The sequence below is a fragment of the Pseudomonas sp. HP_14 genome (assembly GCF_055283875.1).
The window spans coordinates 53,324-74,408 of sequence record NZ_JBTOQI010000043.1 but is presented as its reverse complement, the minus strand read 5'-3'; the positions used below and the strand labels follow the sequence as shown (position 1 = coordinate 74,408).

The 21,085-nt window shown below is 56.2% G+C and carries 23 protein-coding genes; 10 read left to right on the top strand and 13 right to left on the bottom strand.

What is annotated here, in order from left to right; translation table 11 throughout:
* Window positions 1–43: 43 nt before the first annotated feature.
* The 4 genes from dapF to ACYASS_RS22135 form a co-directional block, all read right to left on the bottom strand.
* A complete protein-coding gene (gene dapF / locus ACYASS_RS22150) occupies window positions 44–865 on the bottom strand; it encodes a diaminopimelate epimerase (protein ID WP_463587691.1) in 822 nt (273 codons plus the stop codon).
* Window positions 866–908: 43 nt separating this feature from the next.
* Window positions 909–1,238, bottom strand: coding sequence for a DHCW motif cupin fold protein (locus tag ACYASS_RS22145; RefSeq protein ID WP_463587835.1), 330 nt, complete (start codon window positions 1,236–1,238; stop codon window positions 909–911).
* Between the two features lie 286 nt (window positions 1,239–1,524).
* Window positions 1,525–1,836: a TM2 domain-containing protein gene (locus tag ACYASS_RS22140; RefSeq protein WP_463587690.1), complete on the bottom strand. Its 312-nt coding sequence runs from the start codon at window positions 1,834–1,836 to the stop codon at window positions 1,525–1,527.
* Window positions 1,837–2,014: 178 nt separating this feature from the next.
* Window positions 2,015–2,935: a LysR family transcriptional regulator gene (locus ACYASS_RS22135; RefSeq protein WP_463587689.1), complete on the bottom strand. Its 921-nt coding sequence runs from the start codon at window positions 2,933–2,935 to the stop codon at window positions 2,015–2,017.
* Between the two features lie 232 nt (window positions 2,936–3,167).
* On the opposite strand from ACYASS_RS22135, the gene ACYASS_RS22130 reads away from it, so the two are divergent.
* From ACYASS_RS22130 to tal, 4 genes are all read left to right on the top strand, one after another.
* Entirely contained in the window at window positions 3,168–4,058 is an 891-nt protein-coding gene (locus ACYASS_RS22130) for an arginase family protein (protein WP_463587688.1), read from the top strand.
* Window positions 4,059–4,161: 103 nt separating this feature from the next.
* Window positions 4,162–4,617: a hypothetical protein gene (locus ACYASS_RS22125; RefSeq protein ID WP_463587687.1), complete on the top strand. Its 456-nt coding sequence runs from the start codon at window positions 4,162–4,164 to the stop codon at window positions 4,615–4,617.
* A gap of 180 nt (window positions 4,618–4,797) precedes the next feature.
* On the top strand, window positions 4,798–5,796 hold the full coding sequence (dusA, locus tag ACYASS_RS22120) for a tRNA dihydrouridine(20/20a) synthase DusA (protein WP_463587834.1): 999 nt from the start codon (window positions 4,798–4,800) through the stop codon (window positions 5,794–5,796).
* A 179-nt stretch (window positions 5,797–5,975) separates the two neighbouring features.
* On the top strand, window positions 5,976–6,902 hold the full coding sequence (gene tal / locus ACYASS_RS22115) for a transaldolase (protein WP_463587686.1): 927 nt from the start codon (window positions 5,976–5,978) through the stop codon (window positions 6,900–6,902).
* A gap of 107 nt (window positions 6,903–7,009) precedes the next feature.
* Here the strand turns inward: tal and rssC are convergent, their stop codons facing one another.
* Together rssC and rssB are read right to left on the bottom strand one after the other, a co-directional pair.
* Window positions 7,010–7,492, bottom strand: a complete 483-nt coding sequence (rssC, locus tag ACYASS_RS22110) for an anti-sigma factor antagonist RssC (protein ID WP_122666469.1) — start codon at window positions 7,490–7,492, stop codon at window positions 7,010–7,012.
* Window positions 7,489–8,673, bottom strand: a complete 1,185-nt coding sequence (gene rssB, locus ACYASS_RS22105; protein WP_243245696.1) for a two-component system response regulator RssB — start codon at window positions 8,671–8,673, stop codon at window positions 7,489–7,491. The genes rssC and rssB overlap by 4 nt, the downstream gene beginning before the upstream one ends.
* A gap of 264 nt (window positions 8,674–8,937) precedes the next feature.
* On the opposite strand from rssB, the gene ACYASS_RS22100 reads away from it, so the two are divergent.
* A complete protein-coding gene (locus ACYASS_RS22100; RefSeq protein ID WP_243245697.1) occupies window positions 8,938–9,237 on the top strand; it encodes a PilZ domain-containing protein in 300 nt (99 codons plus the stop codon).
* Between the two features lie 78 nt (window positions 9,238–9,315).
* Here ACYASS_RS22100 and ACYASS_RS22095 read toward each other — a convergent pair whose 3' ends face one another.
* Window positions 9,316–10,017, bottom strand: coding sequence for an MlaA family lipoprotein (locus tag ACYASS_RS22095; protein WP_122666467.1), 702 nt, complete (start codon window positions 10,015–10,017; stop codon window positions 9,316–9,318).
* Between the two features lie 209 nt (window positions 10,018–10,226).
* Between ACYASS_RS22095 and ACYASS_RS22090 the strand changes: the two genes are divergently transcribed.
* Both ACYASS_RS22090 and ACYASS_RS22085 read left to right on the top strand, forming a co-directional pair.
* Window positions 10,227–10,835, top strand: coding sequence for an HAD family phosphatase (locus ACYASS_RS22090; protein WP_463587685.1), 609 nt, complete (start codon window positions 10,227–10,229; stop codon window positions 10,833–10,835).
* Between the two features lie 196 nt (window positions 10,836–11,031).
* Complete coding sequence (locus tag ACYASS_RS22085; protein ID WP_122666465.1) at window positions 11,032–11,295, top strand: DUF4404 family protein; 264 nt, start codon at window positions 11,032–11,034, stop codon at window positions 11,293–11,295.
* A gap of 61 nt (window positions 11,296–11,356) precedes the next feature.
* Here ACYASS_RS22085 and queF read toward each other — a convergent pair whose 3' ends face one another.
* The 5 genes from queF to ACYASS_RS22060 form a co-directional block, all read right to left on the bottom strand.
* A complete protein-coding gene (queF, locus tag ACYASS_RS22080) occupies window positions 11,357–12,187 on the bottom strand; it encodes an NADPH-dependent 7-cyano-7-deazaguanine reductase QueF (RefSeq protein WP_463587684.1) in 831 nt (276 codons plus the stop codon).
* 74 nt (window positions 12,188–12,261) lie between these two features.
* Window positions 12,262–12,774 (bottom strand): copper-resistant cuproprotein CopI, encoded by a 513-nt coding sequence (gene copI, locus ACYASS_RS22075; RefSeq protein ID WP_463587683.1) that lies wholly within the window; start codon window positions 12,772–12,774, stop codon window positions 12,262–12,264.
* Window positions 12,775–12,866: 92 nt separating this feature from the next.
* Complete coding sequence (locus tag ACYASS_RS22070) at window positions 12,867–14,111, bottom strand: lipoprotein-releasing ABC transporter permease subunit (RefSeq protein WP_463587682.1); 1,245 nt, start codon at window positions 14,109–14,111, stop codon at window positions 12,867–12,869.
* A 72-nt stretch (window positions 14,112–14,183) separates the two neighbouring features.
* Window positions 14,184–14,867, bottom strand: a complete 684-nt coding sequence (gene lolD, locus ACYASS_RS22065; RefSeq protein ID WP_205504740.1) for a lipoprotein-releasing ABC transporter ATP-binding protein LolD — start codon at window positions 14,865–14,867, stop codon at window positions 14,184–14,186.
* 7 nt (window positions 14,868–14,874) lie between these two features.
* Window positions 14,875–16,125, bottom strand: coding sequence for a lipoprotein-releasing ABC transporter permease subunit (locus ACYASS_RS22060; RefSeq protein WP_243245702.1), 1,251 nt, complete (start codon window positions 16,123–16,125; stop codon window positions 14,875–14,877).
* A gap of 125 nt (window positions 16,126–16,250) precedes the next feature.
* On the opposite strand from ACYASS_RS22060, the gene ACYASS_RS22055 reads away from it, so the two are divergent.
* Entirely contained in the window at window positions 16,251–16,832 is a 582-nt protein-coding gene (locus ACYASS_RS22055; RefSeq protein ID WP_463587681.1) for a PilZ domain-containing protein, read from the top strand.
* A gap of 180 nt (window positions 16,833–17,012) precedes the next feature.
* On the top strand, window positions 17,013–17,735 hold the full coding sequence (locus ACYASS_RS22050) for a glycerophosphodiester phosphodiesterase (RefSeq protein WP_463587680.1): 723 nt from the start codon (window positions 17,013–17,015) through the stop codon (window positions 17,733–17,735).
* A 42-nt stretch (window positions 17,736–17,777) separates the two neighbouring features.
* Here the strand turns inward: ACYASS_RS22050 and sthA are convergent, their stop codons facing one another.
* The gene (gene sthA / locus ACYASS_RS22045; protein ID WP_122666457.1) at window positions 17,778–19,172 is read right to left on the bottom strand and encodes a Si-specific NAD(P)(+) transhydrogenase; all 1,395 of its coding nucleotides are present in this window, start codon (window positions 19,170–19,172) and stop codon (window positions 17,778–17,780) included.
* Window positions 19,173–19,720: 548 nt separating this feature from the next.
* Between sthA and tcuC the strand changes: the two genes are divergently transcribed.
* On the top strand, window positions 19,721–21,013 hold the full coding sequence (gene tcuC, locus ACYASS_RS22040) for a tricarballylate/proton symporter TcuC (RefSeq protein WP_463587679.1): 1,293 nt from the start codon (window positions 19,721–19,723) through the stop codon (window positions 21,011–21,013).
* Window positions 21,014–21,085 lie beyond the last annotated feature (72 nt).

The following is a 21,085-nucleotide window of genomic DNA, read 5'->3' as shown; positions in this document are numbered from 1 at the left end:
CTGTGGGAGCGAGGCTTGCCCGCGATGGGGACGCCGCGGTGCATCAAGCCTGCAACGCTAGCAGTCCCTCCGCTATCTCACCCGACGCAACACTCTCTACCGACCCGATAAGAAACACCGGCCCTCTGCCGTCCCAGCGAACCGTTACGCTTCCGCCATCGCACTCGACTTCGACACATGAGTCCAGCAGGCCACGACGAATACCGTTCACAACCGCGCCGCAGGAGCAGGAGCCTGAACCGAGCGCAATGCCAGCCCCCCGCTCCCAGATACGCAATCGAATATGCTGGCGACTCATAATCTGAACAAAATGCACATTCGTCTTGAGCGGAAACAAGTCATTGGTCTCAAGCGCTGGACCGATTTTAGCGATATCGACATCGGCCAGATCTTCTACGAAATAAGTGCAGTGTGGATTGCCCATGCTGCAAGCTGTCGGACGACCGGCCAGAGGCAAAACAACCGAGTCCAGCTCCAGGGCCAGCGGAATATCCGCCCAGCCAAACAGCGGCTTGCCCATGTCGACCGCGATATCACCGTTCGATGTTCGCTCGCACGCCAACAATCCGCGATTCGTCCTTAACGTTACCGACGTGACGTGCGCTTCGCGCATCAACAGATCGGCAACACCCCGCGTCGCGCTTCCACACGCATCCAGCGAAGAGCCGTCCGCGTTCCAGAATATCAAGCGCGCCGCTGCATCATCGCAATCCAGCAGCACCGCGAGTTGATTGAAGCCAAGACCCCGATTCCGGTCACCCAATCGCCGGGCAACGGCACTGGTGAACGGATTGGCAGCGTTTCGCGTATCCACAACGACGAAGTCATCGCCATTGGCATGCATTTTATGAAAACCAAACGGCATCAATAGATCCTGCGACAAGACATGGGGTGATGTTCAGAGCGCTTCAGTCCACCACAAACAACCTGGCACCGGTAGTGGTAAATGATCGATGCCCTTCGGCGTCATTGCTCACTTGATAGCTCATCCCGGCAGTAAGGATGAACTGTCGGCCATCCTCCAGCTCGGTGTGCAATTCGCCCTCCAGACACAGCAGGATATGGCCTCTCCAACACCAGTGATCAGCCAGATAACCGGGGCTGTATTCGACCATGCGAACACGGACCGAACCAAACTGGCAGGTGCGCCAGTAAGCAGTACCGGTTTCACCGGGATGTTCTACAGGTTCGATTGTCGACCAGTCGGTTGTACCGAACGGGAAAGCGGTAAGTTCAATCATGGCGGGCTCAAAACACAAGGGATGTAAACCGTATCAGCCTGACGGAGCGGCCGACAGATACAGATTACTCAAGGTCGCGGGATACAGAGCGCATCCTTTCGGCCTTACGAAATTGGGTCATGCATATTGAGAGCGATACATTTACTCGCCCTACTGAAGAAGTAGCGAGCTTGCGGAAAACACAAACAAAGAAGGCGCCTCGCCGGCGCCCTTCCCTGATTCTACGAACCCACTGACAGACTTGCGTGCTACGCAATTCAAGCCGCCAGCGACTATTGCAAATTTATTTTTGCTGAAGGATTGCCACTTCAAGACGTGCCTCATGACGAGCTTTTTCGGCGCTTGCCTGAATAATTCCCGGAATCAGAAAAGCATCAATCAACAGCCAGATGCCCGTAATGATCAGAGGGAAAATGGTGAAGCAACCAATAAGGGTAATGATCAGTTGAACAACTGCAGTGCCCGTTTTGCCGAGATAAAAACGGTGACCGCCGAACCCGCCCAAAAAGAACCACAGCAGATAAGCGACACCCGTAGATTTCTTGGCATTCGCGACTTTCTGCTCAACCAGCATTTCGGCTTGCAACGATGACATTCAGGTTTCCTTTCCCAATCGGGATTCCATGTGTCGAACTGACACGATCTGATTTGAAGTGGGAATGGTATCATTTTGAAATCATCTAGTTCTTGAGAAAACTCGATGAGTTCTGACAAAAAAATCCCGCCTGCAAAAATGGCATCGCAGGATGCAGTGCTTTGCAAATCGCGCTGGTTCAGGCCGACTTTTCAGCAATACTGGCATGGCCCGCAACATCATTACCTAAAGCGCCCTTCAAAAACTCTATCAACGCTCTCAGAGCACTAGGCATTCGATGCCTGGAGAGGTAGACCGCATAGATGCCGAGCGTTGATATTTGCTTGTCCGAAAAGAGACGTACAAGGCGGCCCTCGGCGATGTCTCGTGTTACGGCAAAGCCGGGGAGCATCGCGATACCAGTTCCACTCAATGCAGCACGCACAACGATAGCCGCTTCGTTCGTCGTGAAACTGCCCGCCACTGGAACCGTGATCGCCTCTTCCCCACCACGGAAATACCACACGCTTCGCCCATAGTGGGCGTACGTCAGGCAGTTATGGGCCGCGAGATCTTGAACATCAACAGGTGTACCGTGTTTCAACAGATACTCGGGACTTGCGCAAATGTAAGACTGCACTTCTCCGAGCCTGGTTGCGATCAGATTAGGGTCAAGATCATTGGTGACTCTGATCGCCAGGTCGATACCGTCTTCAGCAAGGTTGGTCATCCGATCTACGACTTGCAGGTCAACTGAAACGGCAGGGTTCAGCTGCAAGAACCTCATCAAAACGTCGGTTAGACAATATTCCGCAAAAATCGAGGCCGCCGTTACTCGCACGAGGCCCTTCGGCGTGCTTTCCAATGTCGTTCCTATTGCACACACACTTGCACTTAACCTGACGAGCTCGTGGCAGATCGGGACCAGCAACTCCCCTGCAGGAGTCAGGCTGAGTTTGCGCGTCGTTCGATGCAGCAGACGTGCCTGGGCCCACTCTTCGATTGAACCCACATAGCGCGTAGCCATCGCCCGCGACATCCCAAGATGCTCAGCAGCACCGGAGATACTTCCCCTACCCACAGTCTCCAAAAACACCTTGGCCGCAGTAATTCGGTCCATTTGCTCGATCCACGCAACAAAGAGTCAACCTTAGCCATATATATCTCCACTGTGCAAGCAAATAGAATCCCTGCAAAGCACGCTGCGCAAGCTAACGGGATTTCGATAATCTCCTCCCCAACAGGCTTCGCTAATCTGGATAAGTTCGAGCCGGATTTCCCGGTTACGGGCATTGCGCCACGCAGACCTCGACTGTACTGAGCCCATAATTCCACTCAGGAGTTCAAGATCCATGTCCATCTCCGATGGCAAAACTCTGCGCCTGATTTTTCCTCAATGGCAGGGGGGCAACAATGCACCGTATCACTTCGGCGCGCAGTTGCTGGCGTGGTTAGCACCAGAGCACTCCGGGCCGACAGAACACGTATCGGTAGCGACACCGTCACAAGCTGTGTTGACTGAGGAATGCGGGATCGTTGGCCGCAGCGCATTGCTGGCTCAGTTACATAACGCCCGAAAACTCATCGATCACCACCACCCGGAGCGACTAGTCATACTCGGGGGAGACTGCCTCGTCGACTTGGCGCCGTTTGCTTACTTAAACGAACGATACGAGGGTGAACTTGCTGTTCTGTGGGTGGATGCCCACCCCGATATCATGACTCCTGAGCAATTCAATAACGCCCACGCGATGGTTCTCGGGATGCTCATGGGCAACGGTGACGCGGACTTCGTAAGCGCTGTCACCCGGCCATTGAAACCGCAGAACATTATGTATCTGGGCATGCATGATCCGACCGAATGGGAGGCGTCTGAAATCAGCCGTCTGGGTTTAAGAAACGCAAGCCCAGCTCAGGTCGCTCAGATGGGAAGCCAAGCCATCCTCGAATGGTTTGAATCAACAGGCGCAAGGCATCTGGCGATCCATTTCGATCTGGACGTGCTGGATCCCAAACTGTTTCGCTCGCTGTTATTTGCCAACCCTCAAAAGCCCGCCGGCGCTTTCGAGGGAATTGCCCAAGGAGAGCTTAGCATCGCGCAAGTTGTCGACGTATTGCGGGACGTCGCTGAGATCGCAGATATTGTGGGCCTTGGCATTACTGAGCATCTACCGTGGGACGCGTTAGCGCTAAAAAACATGCTCGCAAGACTGCCGCTGATTGGCAATCAAGGCAGTGCCTGATTTAACACTCGCTCATACCAACAAATATGGCTAATAAAAGTATTTCTGGCTCATAGCGCTAAAAACCCTAACAACGCCCCCCCCCCCCGGGACTAAAACCCTGATGAAAATCACACCCCTCGCGAACACGCCCATCATGCAGGATCGACTGACGACAGCATCGTCAGCTTCGACGACCGAAAACTCCGCGGTCGCCAGCTCCGCACCCGCGACTACGAAAGTTCAGATATCTAAAGAAGGCCATGAGAAATCGGAGAGTGAGAAGTACGCCGACATTGATCGAGCTCCGTTACCAGAGGACGTTAAAGAAGTACTGAAGAATATTCGTAAGCTCCAGGAAAAAATCGCCCAGAAAAGCCAGGAACTAATGGAACTGGCGAGCGATAAAACGCTGTCTGACGAAGAGCGTAAGCGTCAGCGTGAAGTTCTTACAACCGAGATAAGAAGCATGCAATCTGCTTTAGGAGTAGCAACAAACGCACTTAATAACGCAATGTCCAATCACAACATGAATTCCGAAGGCCGCAGCCTGGCCAAGGGCCTTGTCGGGATGAAGTAATCAGATTGGTCTTGTTTGATTCTCTACCCGGATCAGGCTGACAGGCCAAGGATCGTGGGGATCTTCCGCGCGAGGCAACGGTCACGCTCCAGCGGACGACCGAAGCGATTGGCTAACGTGGATGCACGACGGGCGCGATGGTAGAATCTCGCCCTGTATTCCTCCGAGCTCCCGATGCTAATGTCATCTGAAAAACCCGATATAACGCCTGAATTCAGTCGGCGTTTTTCTGTTGCACCCATGATGGACTGGACTGATAGACATTGCCGTTTCTTCCTGCGCCTCCTGTCAAAGAATGCCCTGCTCTACACCGAGATGGTCACCACTGGTGCGTTGCTGAACGCTGATCCGCATCGTTTCCTGCAGCACGACGAGGCGGAGCATCCGCTGGCGTTGCAGTTGGGTGGCAGCGTGCCGGCGGATCTGGCGGCGTGTGCGCGGATGGCTGAGGCCGTGGGCTATGACGAGGTCAATCTGAATGTCGGCTGCCCGAGTGACCGGGTGCAGAACAATATGATTGGTGCGGTGCTGATGGCGCATCCGCAGTTGGTGGCTGATTGCGTCAAGGCGATGCGTGATGTGGTGTCGATTCCGGTTACGGTCAAGCACCGGATCGGGATCAATGGACGCGACAGTTACGAGCAGCTGTGTGAGTTCGTCGGCACCGTGCGTGACGCTGGCTGTACCAGTTTTACGGTGCATGCGCGGATTGCGATTCTTGAAGGTCTGTCGCCAAAGGAAAACCGTGACATCCCGCCACTACGTTATGACGTGGCTGCGCAGCTGAAGCGGGACTTTCCTGACCTGGAGATCATTCTCAACGGCGGCATCAAAACCCTGGAGCAATGCCAGGAGCACTTGCAGGTGTTCGACGGCGTGATGCTGGGTCGTGAGGCGTATCACAACCCTTATCTGCTGGCTGAAGTCGATCAGCAGTTGTTCGGTAGCGATGTTCCGGTGATTTCCCGCGCCGAGGCGCTGGCTGCGATGCGTCCGTACATTGCAGCGCATATCCAGAGCGGTGGTTCGATGCATCATGTCACCCGCCACGTACTGGGTCTGGGCACTGGTTTTCCGGGGGCACGGCGCTTCCGGCAACTGCTCTCGGTGGACATCCACAAGACTCAGGATCCATTGGCGCTCCTGGATCAGGCGGCCGGGCTGCTGGAAGGTCGCTGAAACTACAGAACTGAACAATGGAACAAGCGCGGCAGATCGCGCTCCAACCAGTCTGGATCGAGTTTTCGCCCACCCGGGCAGCAGGCCGCCCTGTTCTGGCGCGGCGTTATGCTTTGCGCCCTTGAGTGGGCAGCAACGCTCGGGTAATGTCACCTAACCGCACAGGACAGAGCACGCTCATGACTTCCAAGCTGGATCAACTCAAAGCATTCACCACCGTTGTTGCCGACACCGGCGATTTCGCTGCCATCGAGAAACTCAAGCCGGTCGACGCGACCACCAACCCCTCCCTGCTGCTCAAGGCCGGTTCCAGCGACAGCAATGCTGACCGCCTCAAGGCAGCCTTCAGCGGCGCTAATGGCGATATTGGCCTGGCGTCTGATCGCTTTGCCGTCGCTATCTGCCAGGAAATTCTCAAGGTTGTGCCGGGCCGCGTTTCCACCGAAGTCGATGCCCGCCTCTCTTTTGATACCGATGCCTGTATCGACCGCGCCCAACGCCTGATCGATATGTACGACAAGGCCGGGATCAGCAAGGATCGGATTCTGATCAAGCTGGCGTCGACCTGGGAAGGTATCCGCGCTGCGGAAGTACTGGAAAAGAAAGGCATCCAGTGCAACCTGACTCTGCTGTTTTCCTTCGCACAGGCCCAGGCGTGTGCCGATGCTGGCGTCTTCCTGATTTCGCCGTTCGTGGGCCGGATCTACGACTGGTACAAAAAGGCTGAAGGCAAGGATTACGTCGGAGCCGAAGATCCGGGCGTGAAGTCCGTTACCCGCATCTACAACTACTACAAGGCCAATGACTACAAGACCGTGGTCATGGGTGCCAGCTTCCGCAACCTGAGCCAGATCGAACAATTGGCGGGCTGTGATCGCCTGACCATCAGCCCGGACCTGCTGCAGAAGCTGGCAGAAGACACAGGCACACTGGAGCGCAAGCTGAACCCGGGCAACGCCGGTGAGCCGCGTGTAACACTCAACGAGAGCCAGTTCCGCTGGGCGTCCAATGAAGATGCCATGGCAACCGAGAAGCTTGCCGAAGGTATTCGTCAGTTCGCTCGCGACCAGGAAAAACTCGAAGCATTGCTCAGCGCCAAGGTCTGATCAATGCACTGAAAGACCAGGCTGAAATACTAAAAGGGCGGCATCCTCACAGATGCCGCCCTTTTTGCTGTCCGCCCTTTTAGTGGCGAATCGGTAGTTCTGATTGATCAGTGACGCTCAAGCGCGTTGACCAGATCATGGAACGCTTCGCGATTGGAATCGTTGAGCCCCATCAGAATCTTGTGCGCTTCCAGCACCTTGGCCTTGACCACTTCTTCGCACTGATCCTGGGACGGCAGATCCGTCAGGCATTCAGGGCACGGGATCGGCCGGTCGACAATGTTGAACACCTGATCGAAACCCATCGACTGCAAAAGCCGGGTGATGTCTTCATGGGTGGTGACCAGCGTCGGCAAGAGCCCGACTTTTTGACGCGACAAAATCGACAGCTTGGCCAGCAAGCCAAGCGTCGTGCTGTCGATGCTACGGGTTTCGGTCAGGTCGATTACCACCGCCGAAAAATTCAGAGCGGTGAAGATTCGCTCAATAGTCGCATCCAAAGCCGAACATAAGGTCAGGCGCACTTCCCCAACAAACTTGAGAACGAAGGTGCCTTCTTGCTCGGCGAACTGGATTCTACCGGTACTCATTCAAGGTTCCTGCTCAACACTAACAAGGCGATATCATCCGGCATCTCCCCTAGCGTGGCCAATCCAAAAGTCTGACGCAAGCCATCCAGGCTGCCGCCCGCCGCTTTTACCAGTTCAGGTAACGCGGCCTCTTTCTCTTTGAGTGTATCACCGGGAAGCAGATCCAGAATGCCATCAGACAACAGAGTCAGACTAAACGACTCTGGCAAGTCGATCACATGATCCTGATAGGTGGCTTCGTTAAACAGACCCACCGGCAAACCGCGACCTTGCAGGTAGCGTGCTTCACCCGGCGTATACATCACAGGCAACGGCAGATGACCGCCGACTGCGTACGTCAATTGCCCCGACTCCTCGTCAATCACACCGCCTACCATCGTTACATGCTTGCCCAGCTTGCAACTGATCAGGCCGCGGTTGATGTGGCCAAGAACGTCAGAAGGCTTGAACTCCGGCAGCGTACCACCGCGCTTGGACTCGAACAGCAAGCGCGTGGTCATGAACTTCAGCAGCACGGTAATGAATGCCGATGAAGCACCATGTCCGGAAACATCTGCCAGATAGAACGCCACCCGGCGCTCGTCGACACGGAAGTAATCGACGAAATCACCCGACAGATAAAGCGACGGGATGATTTCATGGGCAAAGTTAAACTGGTCGATCGACCATGGACTGATCGGCAGCATGTTCATTTGCACCTGGCGACCGGCATCCTGATCTTCCTGAAGAAGATGCAGGCTGGCCTCCAGTTCGCGGTTGGCGGCTTCAAGCTTCTTGCGGTAAAGCTGGTTTTCCTGAAGCAGACGAGCGCGATCCAGAGCCCGACGAACCGAGTGTTCCAGCACCGCCAGGTCTTCAAGGGGCTTTATCAGGTAATCGGCAGCACCCAGACGTAGCGCCTCGACGGCATCATTCATGACGCCCGCACCAGACACTACGATCACAGGGGTTTCCGGCGCGATCGCCGTTACTTGACGGATAAGCTCGAGCCCGCCCATCTGCGGCATGCGCAAGTCACAGATCACCAGATCGGGCTTGTCCTGCTCGAATATCTGTATGCCCTGTAAGCCATTGTTAGCTTGCAGGACGCTGAAGCCACTGTCTTCCAAGTAGGCGGCGAGGCTCGCTCGCACTACTTCGTCGTCATCGATTATCAGCAGCGTGGCACTGGTTTTCTGCATGTGGGCAAACGGCGCCAGATTAGGTTGGCGTAGGCAACCCGGTTCACGGGTCTGCGTACTGGATTCGCTTCTAGCCTCTCTGACCGCACGACCGGACTTTTGATCCTGTAAGTGGCGTTTCAGAGGTGCCCTTCAAGGCGCAGACGGTACTCCCATCCGACGGGCGTTTCAAGCACGCGCCAACGCCCACTTTGCGTCTTTACACGGCAAATCGCTCAGAGTTATAAGAACCATGAATTCAGCAACGAAAACGAAGGACTAGACATGAGTCTAAATGATCGAAGCTACGAGGAGAAACGAGACTACATCCGGATGCGCGTGGAAGCCGACATCAGTTTGATCTACGCAGGCCAGGTCATCCCGGCTGTGTGCATTGATTTATCGAGCTCCGGGATGCAGGTACAGGCACCCAGAACTTTCAAAGTGGGCGACAAACTGAGCGTACGAATCGATTCAGACCATGCAGCCCTCAAGGGCCTTGAAGCAGAAACAGAGGTCGTGTGGGTAACTGACGAGGCCGATGGCGGACAAAAACTGGGCCTGACTATCGTCAAGATGAACTGAGACCCGGCGGAACTGGTTCACAAATAGTAAAAAATAAAGGCGACCACAGGTCGCCTTTATTTATTTCCATCGCATCAATCAGAAATCGTCAGTGACCTGACCGTCCTTGACGCGGAACTCGCGGTTCTGCAGATACGCGTTACGAATGAAGATGTACTTGTCGCCATTGATCAGCCGCTCGGCCGACAACAGACTGGCACGGGTATCAACCAGATTTATGCCCAGCGCAGTGTTGCGCGTAGGCACGTGATCGATGTAGCGGTACGGCGAAGTATAAGTATCAGGGTACTTGGCAATGGCGTCACGCACAGTGCTTGGACCAAACAATGGCAGTACAACATACGGACCGCTTTGCACACCCCAGTAACCCAGTGTCTGACCAAAGTCTTCGTCACTGCGCTGAAGGCCCATCTTGGTGCCCACATCAATGAAGCCCAGCAGACCGAAAGTGGTGTTGAAGATCAAGCGAGCGGTATCGACACCGGCAGCAGCAGGTTTGGCCTGTAGCACATTGTTGGCCAGATTTCCGACATCACCGATGTTGTTGAAGAAGTTATGCACGCCGTCTTCGACAAACTGCGGGGCAATGAATTGATAACCCTGCGCGATAGGCTTCAGTGCATAAGTATCAATGGTGTCGTTGAAGCGGAAGACGACGCGGTTAACACCTTCCCACGGATCTTCTTCGGCGGCCTGTGCAACCATTGGCACCAGCGCCATACCGGCACAAACACACAGCTGAGCAAGACGATTGAACACACCAGCACCGGTCACGGGCATAGCTGAAACTCCTGGCAAAAGTAATGAAGCGGGCGCTACGCCCCCACACGTCAAGGCGGGGAGTATAAGGCCATATGACAGGAATTAGGCAGCACCTTGGCTATTCGAGCCTGTAAGACCGATAAAACACTTTTAAACACCATCACCAGATGTTCATCTTACTGTCACAAATGCCCCGTAGCGTTCAGCGTTATTTAAGAGATATCGCCATGCTCGCGCCCGTGACAGCTCCCCTGCCCGCGTTTACAGCCGTTCTTTTTGGCCTGAGCGGCTGCCTGGTGGATTTTGGTGCGCAAGCGCGCAATGCGTCCGAATTCAGCGATGAGCATTCTCTGCCTACGCCTGGCGCCTTGAGAGCATTACAGAGGCTGCATCAGCAGGCAGTGCCTTGTGCATGGCTGGACGAATTACCCGAAGACCTTACGAATCAGCTGGCTCAACCATTGAGCCATCTGATTCGCGCCACCCCTGCCGCCCAAGCAGGTTGGCCCGCTCCCCATGCTTGCTGGCAGGCGCTTATGGAGTTGAACGTCAGCCAACTGAATGGCTGTGTACTCGTCAGCGGCGAGCCACGCTTGCTGCAAGCGGGCCTCAGCGCCGGGCTGTGGACAGTCGGCCTCGCGTCATGTGGCTCGCTGTGCGGCCTATCCCCTTCCCAGTGGCATGCCCTGACCGATGCCGAGCGCGAATACCGTCGGGGCCAGGCGACATTGCAGCTTTACGCGCTTGGCGTGCATTCGGCGATTGATCATCTGGGCGAACTGGAGTCGTGCCTGGCCGATATCGCGCTCCGCCGGGCCAAGGGCGAGAAGCCCTGAAATAGAATTTTTGGGCGCACTCCCGGACTGTAAACACAGACCCGCAGGACTGGCTCTAGCCGCGAGGGCGCCGGACTGGACGCGCAATCTGCAGGCAAGCCGCACCAGAGTGGATTAGTCTTGTCACATACCCATGACGAACCTTTGGCCTGACGCCGGGGTCCATGGGACAGACTTATCAATGAAGGAGCACGTCATGCCTGCCCGCGAACTGCAAGAACAACTCAATACCCTGCGCGAGCAACTGGAGCAGAATCCACCTCTGAATGAAGCAGAGCGCGCCGATCTGGAAGCCCTGGCGCAGCAGATCCAGTCACAAATCGAGCTGGAGTCCGTAACTCAGGATCCTAGCCTGGCCGATGGCGTCAATCTTGCCGTTGAGCGTTTTGAACTTGAACACCCGGGCATCGCAGGCACACTGCGCAATATCGTCGTGACCTTGGGAAACATCGGCATTTGACGTCCTGAGAAGGCAAACCGGTCCCCATAAAAAAGCCCGTCAGTGACGGGCTTTTTGCTGCCTACTGTCGGGCTAGCCGACGGTTATCCGGGGTGATCGACTCCGTGCTGCGATACGGATTGATATCCAGCCCGCCGCGACGCACGTAACGTGCGTACACCGTCAGTTTCTCTGGTTTGAGCAAGCGCTGCAGGTCGAGAAAGATACGCTCGACGCACTGCTCATGAAAATCCGAATGCTGCCGGAAGCTGACGATGTACGCCAGCAGGCTCGCAGGGTCCAGCTCGGCACCGCGATACTCCACCGCTACGCTGCCCCAGTCCGGCTGACTGGTCACCGGGCAGTTGGACTTGAGCAAGTGACTGTGCAGGCTTTGCTCGACAACACGGGATTCATCGCAACGCAGCAGTTCAGGCTGCGGCCGGTCGTAGCTATTGATACTCACATCAAGCTCGTCGATGCACCCCCCCGGCATCGTCGCCACGCCTTCGCTTTCAATGTCCGCCAGGCTGCGAATGCGCACACCTACTGGCTTGCCTGCAGCGGCTGACAAGTCCTTCACCAAAGTCGCGGTCAGATCGGCACGGTCAGCAAAGGCCGTCTGATTCAACGAGTTCAGGTACAGCTTGAACGATTTGGACTCGATGATATTCGGCGAATCAGCCGGGATGCTGAACTCGGCAATGGCCACGACCGGCTTGCCGGATGGCAGCAGCCAGGACAATTCATAGCAATTCCAGAAGTCCACGCCCTGATAGGGCAACGTCTGTGCAGTCAACCCCAGCTCGGCCCATTTCGCGGCACGCGGGATCGGGAACAACAGGGACGGTGTGTAAGTGGCAATGTATTCACTGGACTTGCCCAGCGGCGAGTGTTCGGCTGCAGGATGCATGACGGTACCTGGATCACTTGAAGCTATCGGAGTAAGCCGACAAGTTTATAGAGTTTACGCCGCGCTTTCAGCGGCTACTCGGTAATTGTCAGTTTGCCGACCATGCCCGCCTGATAATGCCCAGGCAGATTGCAGGCGAATTCAAGATTGCCGGCCTTGGCAAAGGTCCATGTCAGCTCAGTGGTTTTCCCAGGCTCAACCAGCACGCTGTTGGGATCATCGTGCTTCATTTCCATGGAGCCGTGATCCATTGCGTGATGATTCATGCCGGTGGGCGTGAGCATGCCGCTCTGCTGCATCTTGATCATTTCCTGCTGATGACTGGCATGCATCGCTGCATCACCCAGATTGAATTCATGCAGCAACTGGCCCTTGTTGATCAACACAAAGCGTACGGTCTCACCGGCTTTGACCTGCACCGCCTTGGGATCGAAGTACATATCACCTAAAACCAGTTCGATCGTGCGCGAGGCCTGAGCGGCTGGCGCAGCGTGCCCGAACGTAAGTGCGGGGGTCGGCGATGCGAGCAATGGCTGACTGAGTGTCAGAAGCGCGGCAACCAGTGAGAGACGAGCGATAGAGGGCATGGTGTTCTCCAGAGTGGCGAAAACAGAGGCGGAAGTGGGCGGCACTGGCGGGCAGACCTGACAACAGGAAACTGTCAGGCCCACCCCATCAATTACTCGTAACGCAATGCGTGCGCTGGCTGAATCTGCGCCGCACGCCAGGCAGGGTAAAGCGTGGCCAGAAAACTGAGAATGAAGCCAGCGCTACAGATCAGCACCACGTCGCCCGCTTGCAACTCGGAAGGCAGGTTGCTGATGAAGTACACATCGGAGCTGAAGATGTGCTGGCCACTGACCCGCTCCACCCAACCCACAAGACTACTCACGTTGATTGCTGCGATGATCCCGAGCACGCCGCCAATAATAGTGCCGACGATACCGATGACCGTTCCCTGAACCATGAAGATGGTCATGATCTGCCGGGGCGTCGCGCCGATGGTGCGCAGGATCGCAATGTCCGCGCCCTTGTCATTCACCACCATGATCAGCGTGGCGATGATATTGAACGCCGCCACGGCGACGATCATCAGCAGCAACAGGCCGATCATGGTTTTTTCCATTTTCATCGCACTGAACAGACTGCCCTGAGTATGGGTCCAGTCATCGGCTCGGTAGTCCGCACCCAGCCCGCCAGCGATTACCTTCGAAACCTCAGGCGCTTTATACAGATCTTTCAAGGCCAGTCGCACGCCCTGCACCTGATCAGGCTGCCAGCGTTGAATCTGCGCGGCGTCGGCGACATTGATCAAGGCCATGGAGCCATCAAGCTCGGCACCCACCTTGAAGATACCGACCACGGTCAACCGTTGCAGACGCGGCGTGATGCCCCCCGGCGCGCTGCTGACTTCAGGCACGATCAAGGTCAACTTGTCACCGACGTTAAGGCGGAAGCGGCGAGCACTCAGCTCGCCCAGCACCACACCGAACTCACCGGCTTTCAAGTCCTGCAGTTTGCCCTGCACGATATGCTGGGCAACGATCGATACCTCATGCTCCAGCGCAGGATCGACACCGCTGATCTGGATTGGCTGCATCGCCCCTTTGTAGGACAGCATGCCGTCCATTTCAGTGAACGGCACAGCGGCAGTGACCTCAGGATTTTTCAGCGCGGCGTCGGCGACCGGCTTCCAGTCATTCAGCGGCTGGACGCCTGCGATGACCGCGTGAGGGACCATGCCCAGGATGCGCGAACTCATTTCCCGCTGGAAACCGTTCATTACAGACAGCACGACAATCATCGCCAGCACACCGAGCGCCAGGCCGATCATCGAGGTCATGGAAATGAACGAGATGAAATGGTTGCGGCGCTTGGCGCGGGTGTAGCGCGTGCCAATAAAAATGGATAACGGTCGAAACATTCGCAGTGCACCGTAGAAAAAATTACCGCAAAAATGACACCCGGCGCGATCGATTGTGCCGGGTCAACGGGGTCACGCTTCTACCAGACGCCCATCTTCCAGACGCCACACACGATCCATCTGTCTGGCCAGATTCATGTCGTGAGTCACCACCAGAAACGCAGTACGCGACGAAGTGCTCAGCTCCAGCATCAAATCCTGAATGCCCTGCCCGGTGTGGTGATCCAGGTTACCGGTCGGCTCGTCGAGCATCACCAGGCCAGGCTGATTGACCAGTGCACGGGCAATGGCCACGCGCTGACGCTCACCACCAGACAACTCGGAAGGTTTGTGCGCCAGACGGTGCCCAAGCCCTACCCGCTCCAGTAACGCTGTCGCACGCTGACGGGCTTCCGGAATCGCCGTCTTGCCAATCAGCAGCGGCATGCAGACGTTTTCCAGCGCAGTGAACTCCGGCAACAAATGGTGGAACTGGTACACGAAACCCAGCGCCCGGTTGCGCAACAGGCCGCGGGCCTTTTCACCCAATGCGGAAAGCTCTTCGCCCGCCAGCCAGACACTGCCCTCGGAAGGCGTATCGAGGCCGCCCAGAAGGTTGAGCAAGGTACTTTTGCCAGAGCCTGAACTGCCGACAATCGCCACGCGCTCACCCGGGAACAACTCCAGTTGCAAACCCGACAGAACCACTACCGACTCAGGGCCTTCCTCATAGGATTTGCCCAGGTTACGGCAACTCAATACTGCTTTATCACTCATGCCCGACTCACTCATAACGTAACGCCTCCGCCGGTTGGGTGCGCGCTGCGCGCCAGGCCGGATACAAGGTGGCGAGGAAACTCAGGACCAATGCCGCACCGCATACCATCAACACGTCTTCGGCCATCAGTTGCGACGGCAGGTAGTCGATGAAGTACACGTCAGCGTTGAGAAACTTGTGGCCGATCAGGCCTTCCAGAACGGAAATCGCGGCACTGACGTTGAGCGCGGCGATGATGCCTACGACCGCGCCTATAAAGGTTCCGACGACGCCGATCACCGTGCCCTGGACCATGAAAATCGCCATGATCTGCCCAGGCGTAGAGCCCAAGGTGCGCAGGATCGCAATGTCGCCCTTCTTGTCGTTGACCACCATGACCAGCGTGGAAATAATGTTGAATGCAGCTACTGCAACAATCAGCAACAGCAGCAGCCCGATCATGGCTTTTTCCATGCGGATAGCCTGATACAAGTTGCCGTGGGTGCGGGTCCAGTCGCGGGAATAGTAGTTGTGCTCGCCGAGGGTCTGGGCGATTTGATAAGAGGTTCGAGGCGCTTCGAACAGGTCTTCGAACTTGAGACGCAGCCCTTGTACTTCGTTCGCTTTCCAGCGATGCAAACGGCCCAGATCGTCAAGGTTGGTCAGCCCCAGGTAACCATCAAGCTCACCAGCCCCCACATGAAAAATACCGGTCACGGTAAAACGCTTCATGCGCGGGAACATGCCCGCAGGGGTCACCGTCACTTCAGGGGCAACAAAGGTCACCTTGTCACCCACTCCGACACCGAGCTTGGTGGCTGCCTTGTCGCCGATCACGATACCGAAGTCACCGGCCGCCAGATCATCGAGCTTCCCCTGCTTCATGAAGTTATCGATGATCGAAACTTTCCGCTCCTGCGCCGGGTCGATGCCATTGAGCAGGACTTTCTGCACGTTGCCGTTATTGGTCAGCAAACCCTGCATCTGGGTGAATGGCGCGACAGCGACAACCTGCGGATTTTGCCTGACCTTGTCAGCCAGGGCCTGCCAGTTGCCGATCGGTTCACCGGCTTCAATGGTGGCGTGCGGGACCATGCCGAGCACGCGAGTACGCATTTCATGATCGAAACCATTCATGACCGATAAGACGACTATCATGACCACTACGCCCAGGGCGAGACCAATCATGGACGTCAGGGATATGAAGGAGACAAAATGATTTCGGCGTTTGGCACGGGTGTAACGCGTGCCTATGAATACAAAAAGAGGTCTGAACATTTAGGGACTTGTTCGGAGGAATGGGGACGTCCTTGTGGCGGGCCTAAGCGTGCAGCTTTACACTCGAAAACACTCTAAGCACTGCGAGCAACCACTATGACCATCGCCGCTACCATGGGTTCGCCATGTCGACATTAGATGAAGAAGAACGCCGCGAATACTACCGTATCGAGGACAGCGTCGCACTGGAAATTAACCTCCTCTCCAGCACCGACCAAGCCGGGCACCAAGCCATGCGCGAGACCTCGGCACTCTTTGAGCTGCTCAGCGAACTGCACATCAACGAGTTCGAATCCCAGCACCTTTTGCGTCAGCTGGACGAGCGGGATCGAGTGGTGAGCAGCCTGCTGCAGTCGTTCGGCAAGCGCATTGAACTGCTCGGCCGGGTGGTGGCGCAAACCACACTGGGCAAGCTCGGGGCCCCGCAGCCAGTGATTATTTCTGAAGGCGGCGTGCAATTTCACAATCCTGCAAGCTTCGCCGTTGATGCCCAACTGTCGATCAAAATAGTCCTGATGCCGCAAGCTTCGGCTTTAATGCTGCACGCCAAAGTGACGCATTGCGACATGCTGCCGGATGGCCAATTCGAGATCGGTACCGAGTTCATCGATCTTCCAGACTCTCAGCGCCAACTGCTGGCCCGATACATTTTGCAACGACAAGCCGCGCTGCGACGGCAGGCGCTGGAGCAGGAAAAGCCTGAATAAAGGACACGCTGATCCTGTAGGAGCTGCCGGAGGCTGCGATGGCGGTGTGTCAGGCTAAATGCTTCGCAGCCTTCGGCAGCTCCTACAGGGAATGTATTCCATCCAGAGGGTGCATTTGATAACAGCAAAGAAATGACCATCACACCAAGACCGACGCCTTGAAGGCCACCAGGAGTAAACGTGACCCTTATTTATGGCCACCGCGGCGCCAAAGGCGAAGCACCGGAAAACACCCTGACCAGTTTTCAGGAATGCCTCAAGCACGGCGTACGCCGCTGCGAACTTGATCTGCATCTGTCCCGTGACGGGGAACTGATGGTGATCCATGACCCAACCCTGAAGCGCACCACTGACAGGCGCGGCAAGGTGATTGAACACAGCGCAGCGGATCTGGTGACCTATGACGCTCGTAAAGGCGGCCCGGGCTGGATCAATCCCTGCCCGATCCCTCGCCTGGAGGAGCTGTTTGAAAAGTGCGATTTCGAGCACTGGCAACTGGAGGTCAAAAGCGCTTCTCGCACGCGGGCCGCATCAACCGTACTGGCAATTCGCGAAATGGCTCAGCGTCATGGACTACTGGACAAGATCACGATTACCTCAAGCTCTCGGGAAGTGTTGCGGGCAGCACTGGAACTGACGCCGGATATCTCACGCGGCCTTGTGGCTGAATACGCCTGGCTGGACCCGCTAAAGGTCGCCCAAAGCTACGGCTGTGAGTATCTGGCATTGAACTGGACACTCTGCACCCCTGAACGCCAACAGAAAGCCCAACGTCAGGGTTTGCATGTGTCGGTGTGGACCGTCAACGAACCCGCGCTGATGCGCAGGCTCGCCGACTTCGGCGTAGACAGCCTGATTACAGACTTTCCCGGTTTGGCCAGCGCCACCCTTGAGAATCGCTGAAATCGGTCTCCCCGGCCGGCTCAGGCCACCGGCCGGAGTCGCTTAAAAAAGCCGGTTCAGACCATCATAGGCAGCTACCCGATAGGCTTCAGCCATGGTCGGGTAGTTAAACGTGGTGTTGACGAAGTACTTCAGGGTGTTGGCTTCACCCGGCTGGTTCATGATCGCCTGCCCGATGTGCACAATCTCTGATGCCTGGTCGCCGAAACAGTGCACGCCCAGAACCTCAAGGGTTTCGCGGTGGAACAGGATCTTCAGCATGCCCACGCGCTCGCCGGAAATCTGCGCCCGCGCCATGCCCTTGAAGAACGCCTTGCCCACTTCGTACGGCACTTTGGCCTGAGTCAATTCGTGTTCGTTTTTGCCGATCGAGCTGATTTCCGGAATCGTGTAAATCCCCGTCGGCACGTCATTGACATAGCGCCAGCTGCCGTTGTCGACGACTACGCCCGCTGCCGAACGACCCTGGTCGTAAGCGGCACTTGCCAGGCTCGGCCAGCCAATCACGTCACCCGCACCATAGATGTTGGGCACGTTGGTGCGATAGCTGTCATCAACTTCAATTTGCCCGCGACCGTTCGCCTTGATGCCAACGTTCTCCAGACCCAGCTTATCGGTATTACCCGTACGACCGTTGCACCAGAGCAATGCGTCGGCTTTGATCTTCTTGCCGGATTTGAGGTGCAGGATCACACCGTTGTCCAGACCTTCGACCTTTTCATACTCTTCGTTATGGCGAACCATGACGTTGTTATTACTGAAGTGGTAACTCAACGCCTGAGAGATTTCCGAGTCGAGGAAGCTCAGCAATTGGTCGCGGTTATCGACCAGTTCGACCATTACGCCCAGACCGCTGAAGATCGACGCGTATTCACAGCCAATCACACCAGCGCCATAGATGATTAGTTTGCGCGGCGTGTGACCCAGGCTGAGGATGGTGTCGCTGTCGTAGATACGCTTGTGGGAGAAGTCGATGTCTGCGGGGCGATAAGGCCGCGATCCTGTGGCGATAATGATCTGGTTGGCGACCAGCTTCTCGACTACACCGTTGCCGCACACCACATCGATGCTGTTCTCGTCAGCAAAGCTGCCGGTACCGAAAAATACGTCGACGCGGTTACGAGCGTAGTAGCCGGTGCGCGAAGAAACCTGTTTCGAGATAACGATTTCGGCGTTCTTCAACACGTCCGGGAACGAAAACCAGCGCGGCTCGCCAATGGCCCGGAACATCGGGTTGGTGTTGAAGTGAATGATTTGCTTGACCGAATGACGCAAGGCCTTGGACGGGATAGTGCCCAAGTGTGTGCAGTTACCGCCGACCTGCCGACGGCTGTCGACCATCGCTACTTTACGCCCCGCCTTGGCGGCGTTCATTGCCGCGCCTTCCCCGGCAGGGCCGGAACCCAATACCACTACGTCGTAGTTGTAGACAGCCATGCGTACTCCTTAGAACAGGCCGAGGTACCACTCTGGCATCTCTGGCTAAATCACATCGCGGCCGGCGACATGAAGGATCGAAACCTGGCGCGCAGTCTAAACCTGCGCCAATCGGTGGAACATTAACCGTTGGTAGCGTCGCAAGCCACTTTTGTCTGCGACCAAATGACGCTGCGACCAGTCAAGGCTGCGCATGATAAAGCGCTTGGCGTAACGATTCACATCAAAAACACGACATTCCTGAAATCTTCGTCAACCACCCTTCCGTGGCATCGCCCTGATCAAGTTAGCGAGTCTGCAAATCGCAGATGAAATCACGCGCCATCGCGCGGACATTAAGTAGCAAGAGTTGTTTTTAGAACCTTTTACACATATGGTTACAATTGTGCGTTGCGTGCAGGCAGGAGCCTTGACCGATGCAGCAGGACATAACAATACAACGGATCCTTTGGGGTTACTGCCACGTCAGCACGACCGGGCCAGAGCCATCTGGCTAAGGTTGATGAAACGCAGAACCTCGACCAGATAGCCCAAGCGAGTAATTTTCAATGGCCTCGAACACCGGCAAAGGCAAAGCGATTTTTCGCGTTGTCAGCGGCAACTTCCTTGAAATGTTTGACTTCATGGTCTACGGCTTTTACGCCACTGCCATCGCCAAAACCTTCTTCCCTTCCGACAGCGCGTTCGCATCTCTGATGCTTTCGCTGGCCACCTTTGGTGCCGGCTTTCTCATGCGCCCACTGGGTGCGATCTTTCTCGGCGCCTACATTGACCGTCACGGCCGCAAAAAAGGCCTGGTCGTCACGCTGGCGATGATGGCAATGGGTACCGTGCTGATTGCCTGCGTTCCGGGTTATGCAACCCTAGGCGTCGCCGCACCGCTGCTCGTGCTGCTGGGTCGTTTGCTGCAAGGCTTCTCGGCTGGCGTTGAACTGGGTGGTGTATCGGTTTATCTGGCAGAAATTTCCACGCCGGGCCGTAAGGGCTTCTTCGTCAGCTGGCAATCCGCAAGCCAGCAGGCAGCAGTGGTCTTCGCTGGCCTGCTGGGCGTAGGCCTGAATCACTGGTTGAGCCCGGAAGAAATGGGTGAATGGGGCTGGCGCGTGCCGTTCCTGATCGGCTGCCTGATCGTACCGGTGATCTTCGTGATTCGTCGTTCCATGGAAGAAACACCGGAATTTCAGGCCCGTACTCATCGCCCCACCCTTAAAGAAGTGGTGCGCTCGATTGGCCAGAATTTCGGCCTGGTGATCGGCGGCATGGCACTGGTAATCATGACCACCGTGTCTTTCTACCTGATTACCGCCTACACGCCGACGTTTGGTAAAAACGAGCTGCACCTGTCCGATCTCGACAGCCTGATCGTGACGGTTTTTGTCGGGATATCGAACTTCATCTGGCTGCCGGTGATGGGCGCGCTGTCCGACCGTATCGGTCGCAAACCGCTATTGCTGGGGGCGACCGTGCTAGCAATTGCAACAGCCTACCCTGCCCTGTCCTGGCTGGTGGCCCACCCAAGTTTCGGCAACCTGCTGATGGTCGAACTGTGGCTGTCCTTCCTGTACGGCTCGTATAACGGCGCAATGGTGGTTGCCCTGACCGAAATCATGCCAGTGGAAGTGCGTACAACCGGTTTCTCCCTGGCCTACAGCCTTGCGACTGCGACCTTCGGTGGCTTTACCCCGGCTGCTTGTACCTACCTGATTCACGTCTTGGACAACAAGGCAGCGCCGGGCATCTGGCTGACGGGCGCCGCAGTGCTGGGTCTGGTGGCTACATTGGTGCTGTTCCGCAAAGGCGGGCAAAAGCTGCAAGCGCCTGAGGCTGTGACTGCCAGTTGAGTCACCCTGTAGGAGCTGCCGAAGGCTGCGAATGGCGGAGTATCAGATAGATCGCCTTCGCAGCCTTCGGCA

Excerpts from the sequence above, each read along its gene's own strand:
- dapF (WP_463587691.1), bottom strand. The coding sequence starts at position 865 with ATGCCGTTTGGTTTTCATAAAATGCATGCCAATGGCGATGACTTCGTC.
- ACYASS_RS22140 (WP_463587690.1), bottom strand. The coding sequence starts at position 1,836 with ATGTCATCGTTGCAAGCCGAAATGCTGGTTGAGCAGAAAGTCGCGAAT.
- ACYASS_RS22135 (WP_463587689.1), bottom strand. The coding sequence starts at position 2,935 with ATGGACCGAATTACTGCGGCCAAGGTGTTTTTGGAGACTGTGGGTAGG.
- ACYASS_RS22130 (WP_463587688.1), top strand. The coding sequence starts at position 3,168 with ATGTCCATCTCCGATGGCAAAACTCTGCGCCTGATTTTTCCTCAATGG.
- ACYASS_RS22125 (WP_463587687.1), top strand. The coding sequence starts at position 4,162 with ATGAAAATCACACCCCTCGCGAACACGCCCATCATGCAGGATCGACTG.
- dusA (WP_463587834.1), top strand. The coding sequence starts at position 4,798 with ATGTCATCTGAAAAACCCGATATAACGCCTGAATTCAGTCGGCGTTTT.
- tal (WP_463587686.1), top strand. The coding sequence starts at position 5,976 with ATGACTTCCAAGCTGGATCAACTCAAAGCATTCACCACCGTTGTTGCC.
- rssC (WP_122666469.1), bottom strand. The coding sequence starts at position 7,492 with ATGAGTACCGGTAGAATCCAGTTCGCCGAGCAAGAAGGCACCTTCGTT.
- rssB (WP_243245696.1), bottom strand. The coding sequence starts at position 8,673 with ATGCAGAAAACCAGTGCCACGCTGCTGATAATCGATGACGACGAAGTA.
- ACYASS_RS22100 (WP_243245697.1), top strand. The coding sequence starts at position 8,938 with ATGAGTCTAAATGATCGAAGCTACGAGGAGAAACGAGACTACATCCGG.
- ACYASS_RS22095 (WP_122666467.1), bottom strand. The coding sequence starts at position 10,017 with ATGCCCGTGACCGGTGCTGGTGTGTTCAATCGTCTTGCTCAGCTGTGT.
- ACYASS_RS22090 (WP_463587685.1), top strand. The coding sequence starts at position 10,227 with ATGCTCGCGCCCGTGACAGCTCCCCTGCCCGCGTTTACAGCCGTTCTT.
- ACYASS_RS22085 (WP_122666465.1), top strand. The coding sequence starts at position 11,032 with ATGCCTGCCCGCGAACTGCAAGAACAACTCAATACCCTGCGCGAGCAA.
- queF (WP_463587684.1), bottom strand. The coding sequence starts at position 12,187 with ATGCATCCTGCAGCCGAACACTCGCCGCTGGGCAAGTCCAGTGAATAC.
- copI (WP_463587683.1), bottom strand. The coding sequence starts at position 12,774 with ATGCCCTCTATCGCTCGTCTCTCACTGGTTGCCGCGCTTCTGACACTC.
- ACYASS_RS22070 (WP_463587682.1), bottom strand. The coding sequence starts at position 14,111 with ATGTTTCGACCGTTATCCATTTTTATTGGCACGCGCTACACCCGCGCC.
- lolD (WP_205504740.1), bottom strand. The coding sequence starts at position 14,867 with ATGAGTGATAAAGCAGTATTGAGTTGCCGTAACCTGGGCAAATCCTAT.
- ACYASS_RS22060 (WP_243245702.1), bottom strand. The coding sequence starts at position 16,125 with ATGTTCAGACCTCTTTTTGTATTCATAGGCACGCGTTACACCCGTGCC.
- ACYASS_RS22055 (WP_463587681.1), top strand. The coding sequence starts at position 16,251 with ATGTCGACATTAGATGAAGAAGAACGCCGCGAATACTACCGTATCGAG.
- sthA (WP_122666457.1), bottom strand. The coding sequence starts at position 19,172 with ATGGCTGTCTACAACTACGACGTAGTGGTATTGGGTTCCGGCCCTGCC.
- tcuC (WP_463587679.1), top strand. The coding sequence starts at position 19,721 with ATGGCCTCGAACACCGGCAAAGGCAAAGCGATTTTTCGCGTTGTCAGC.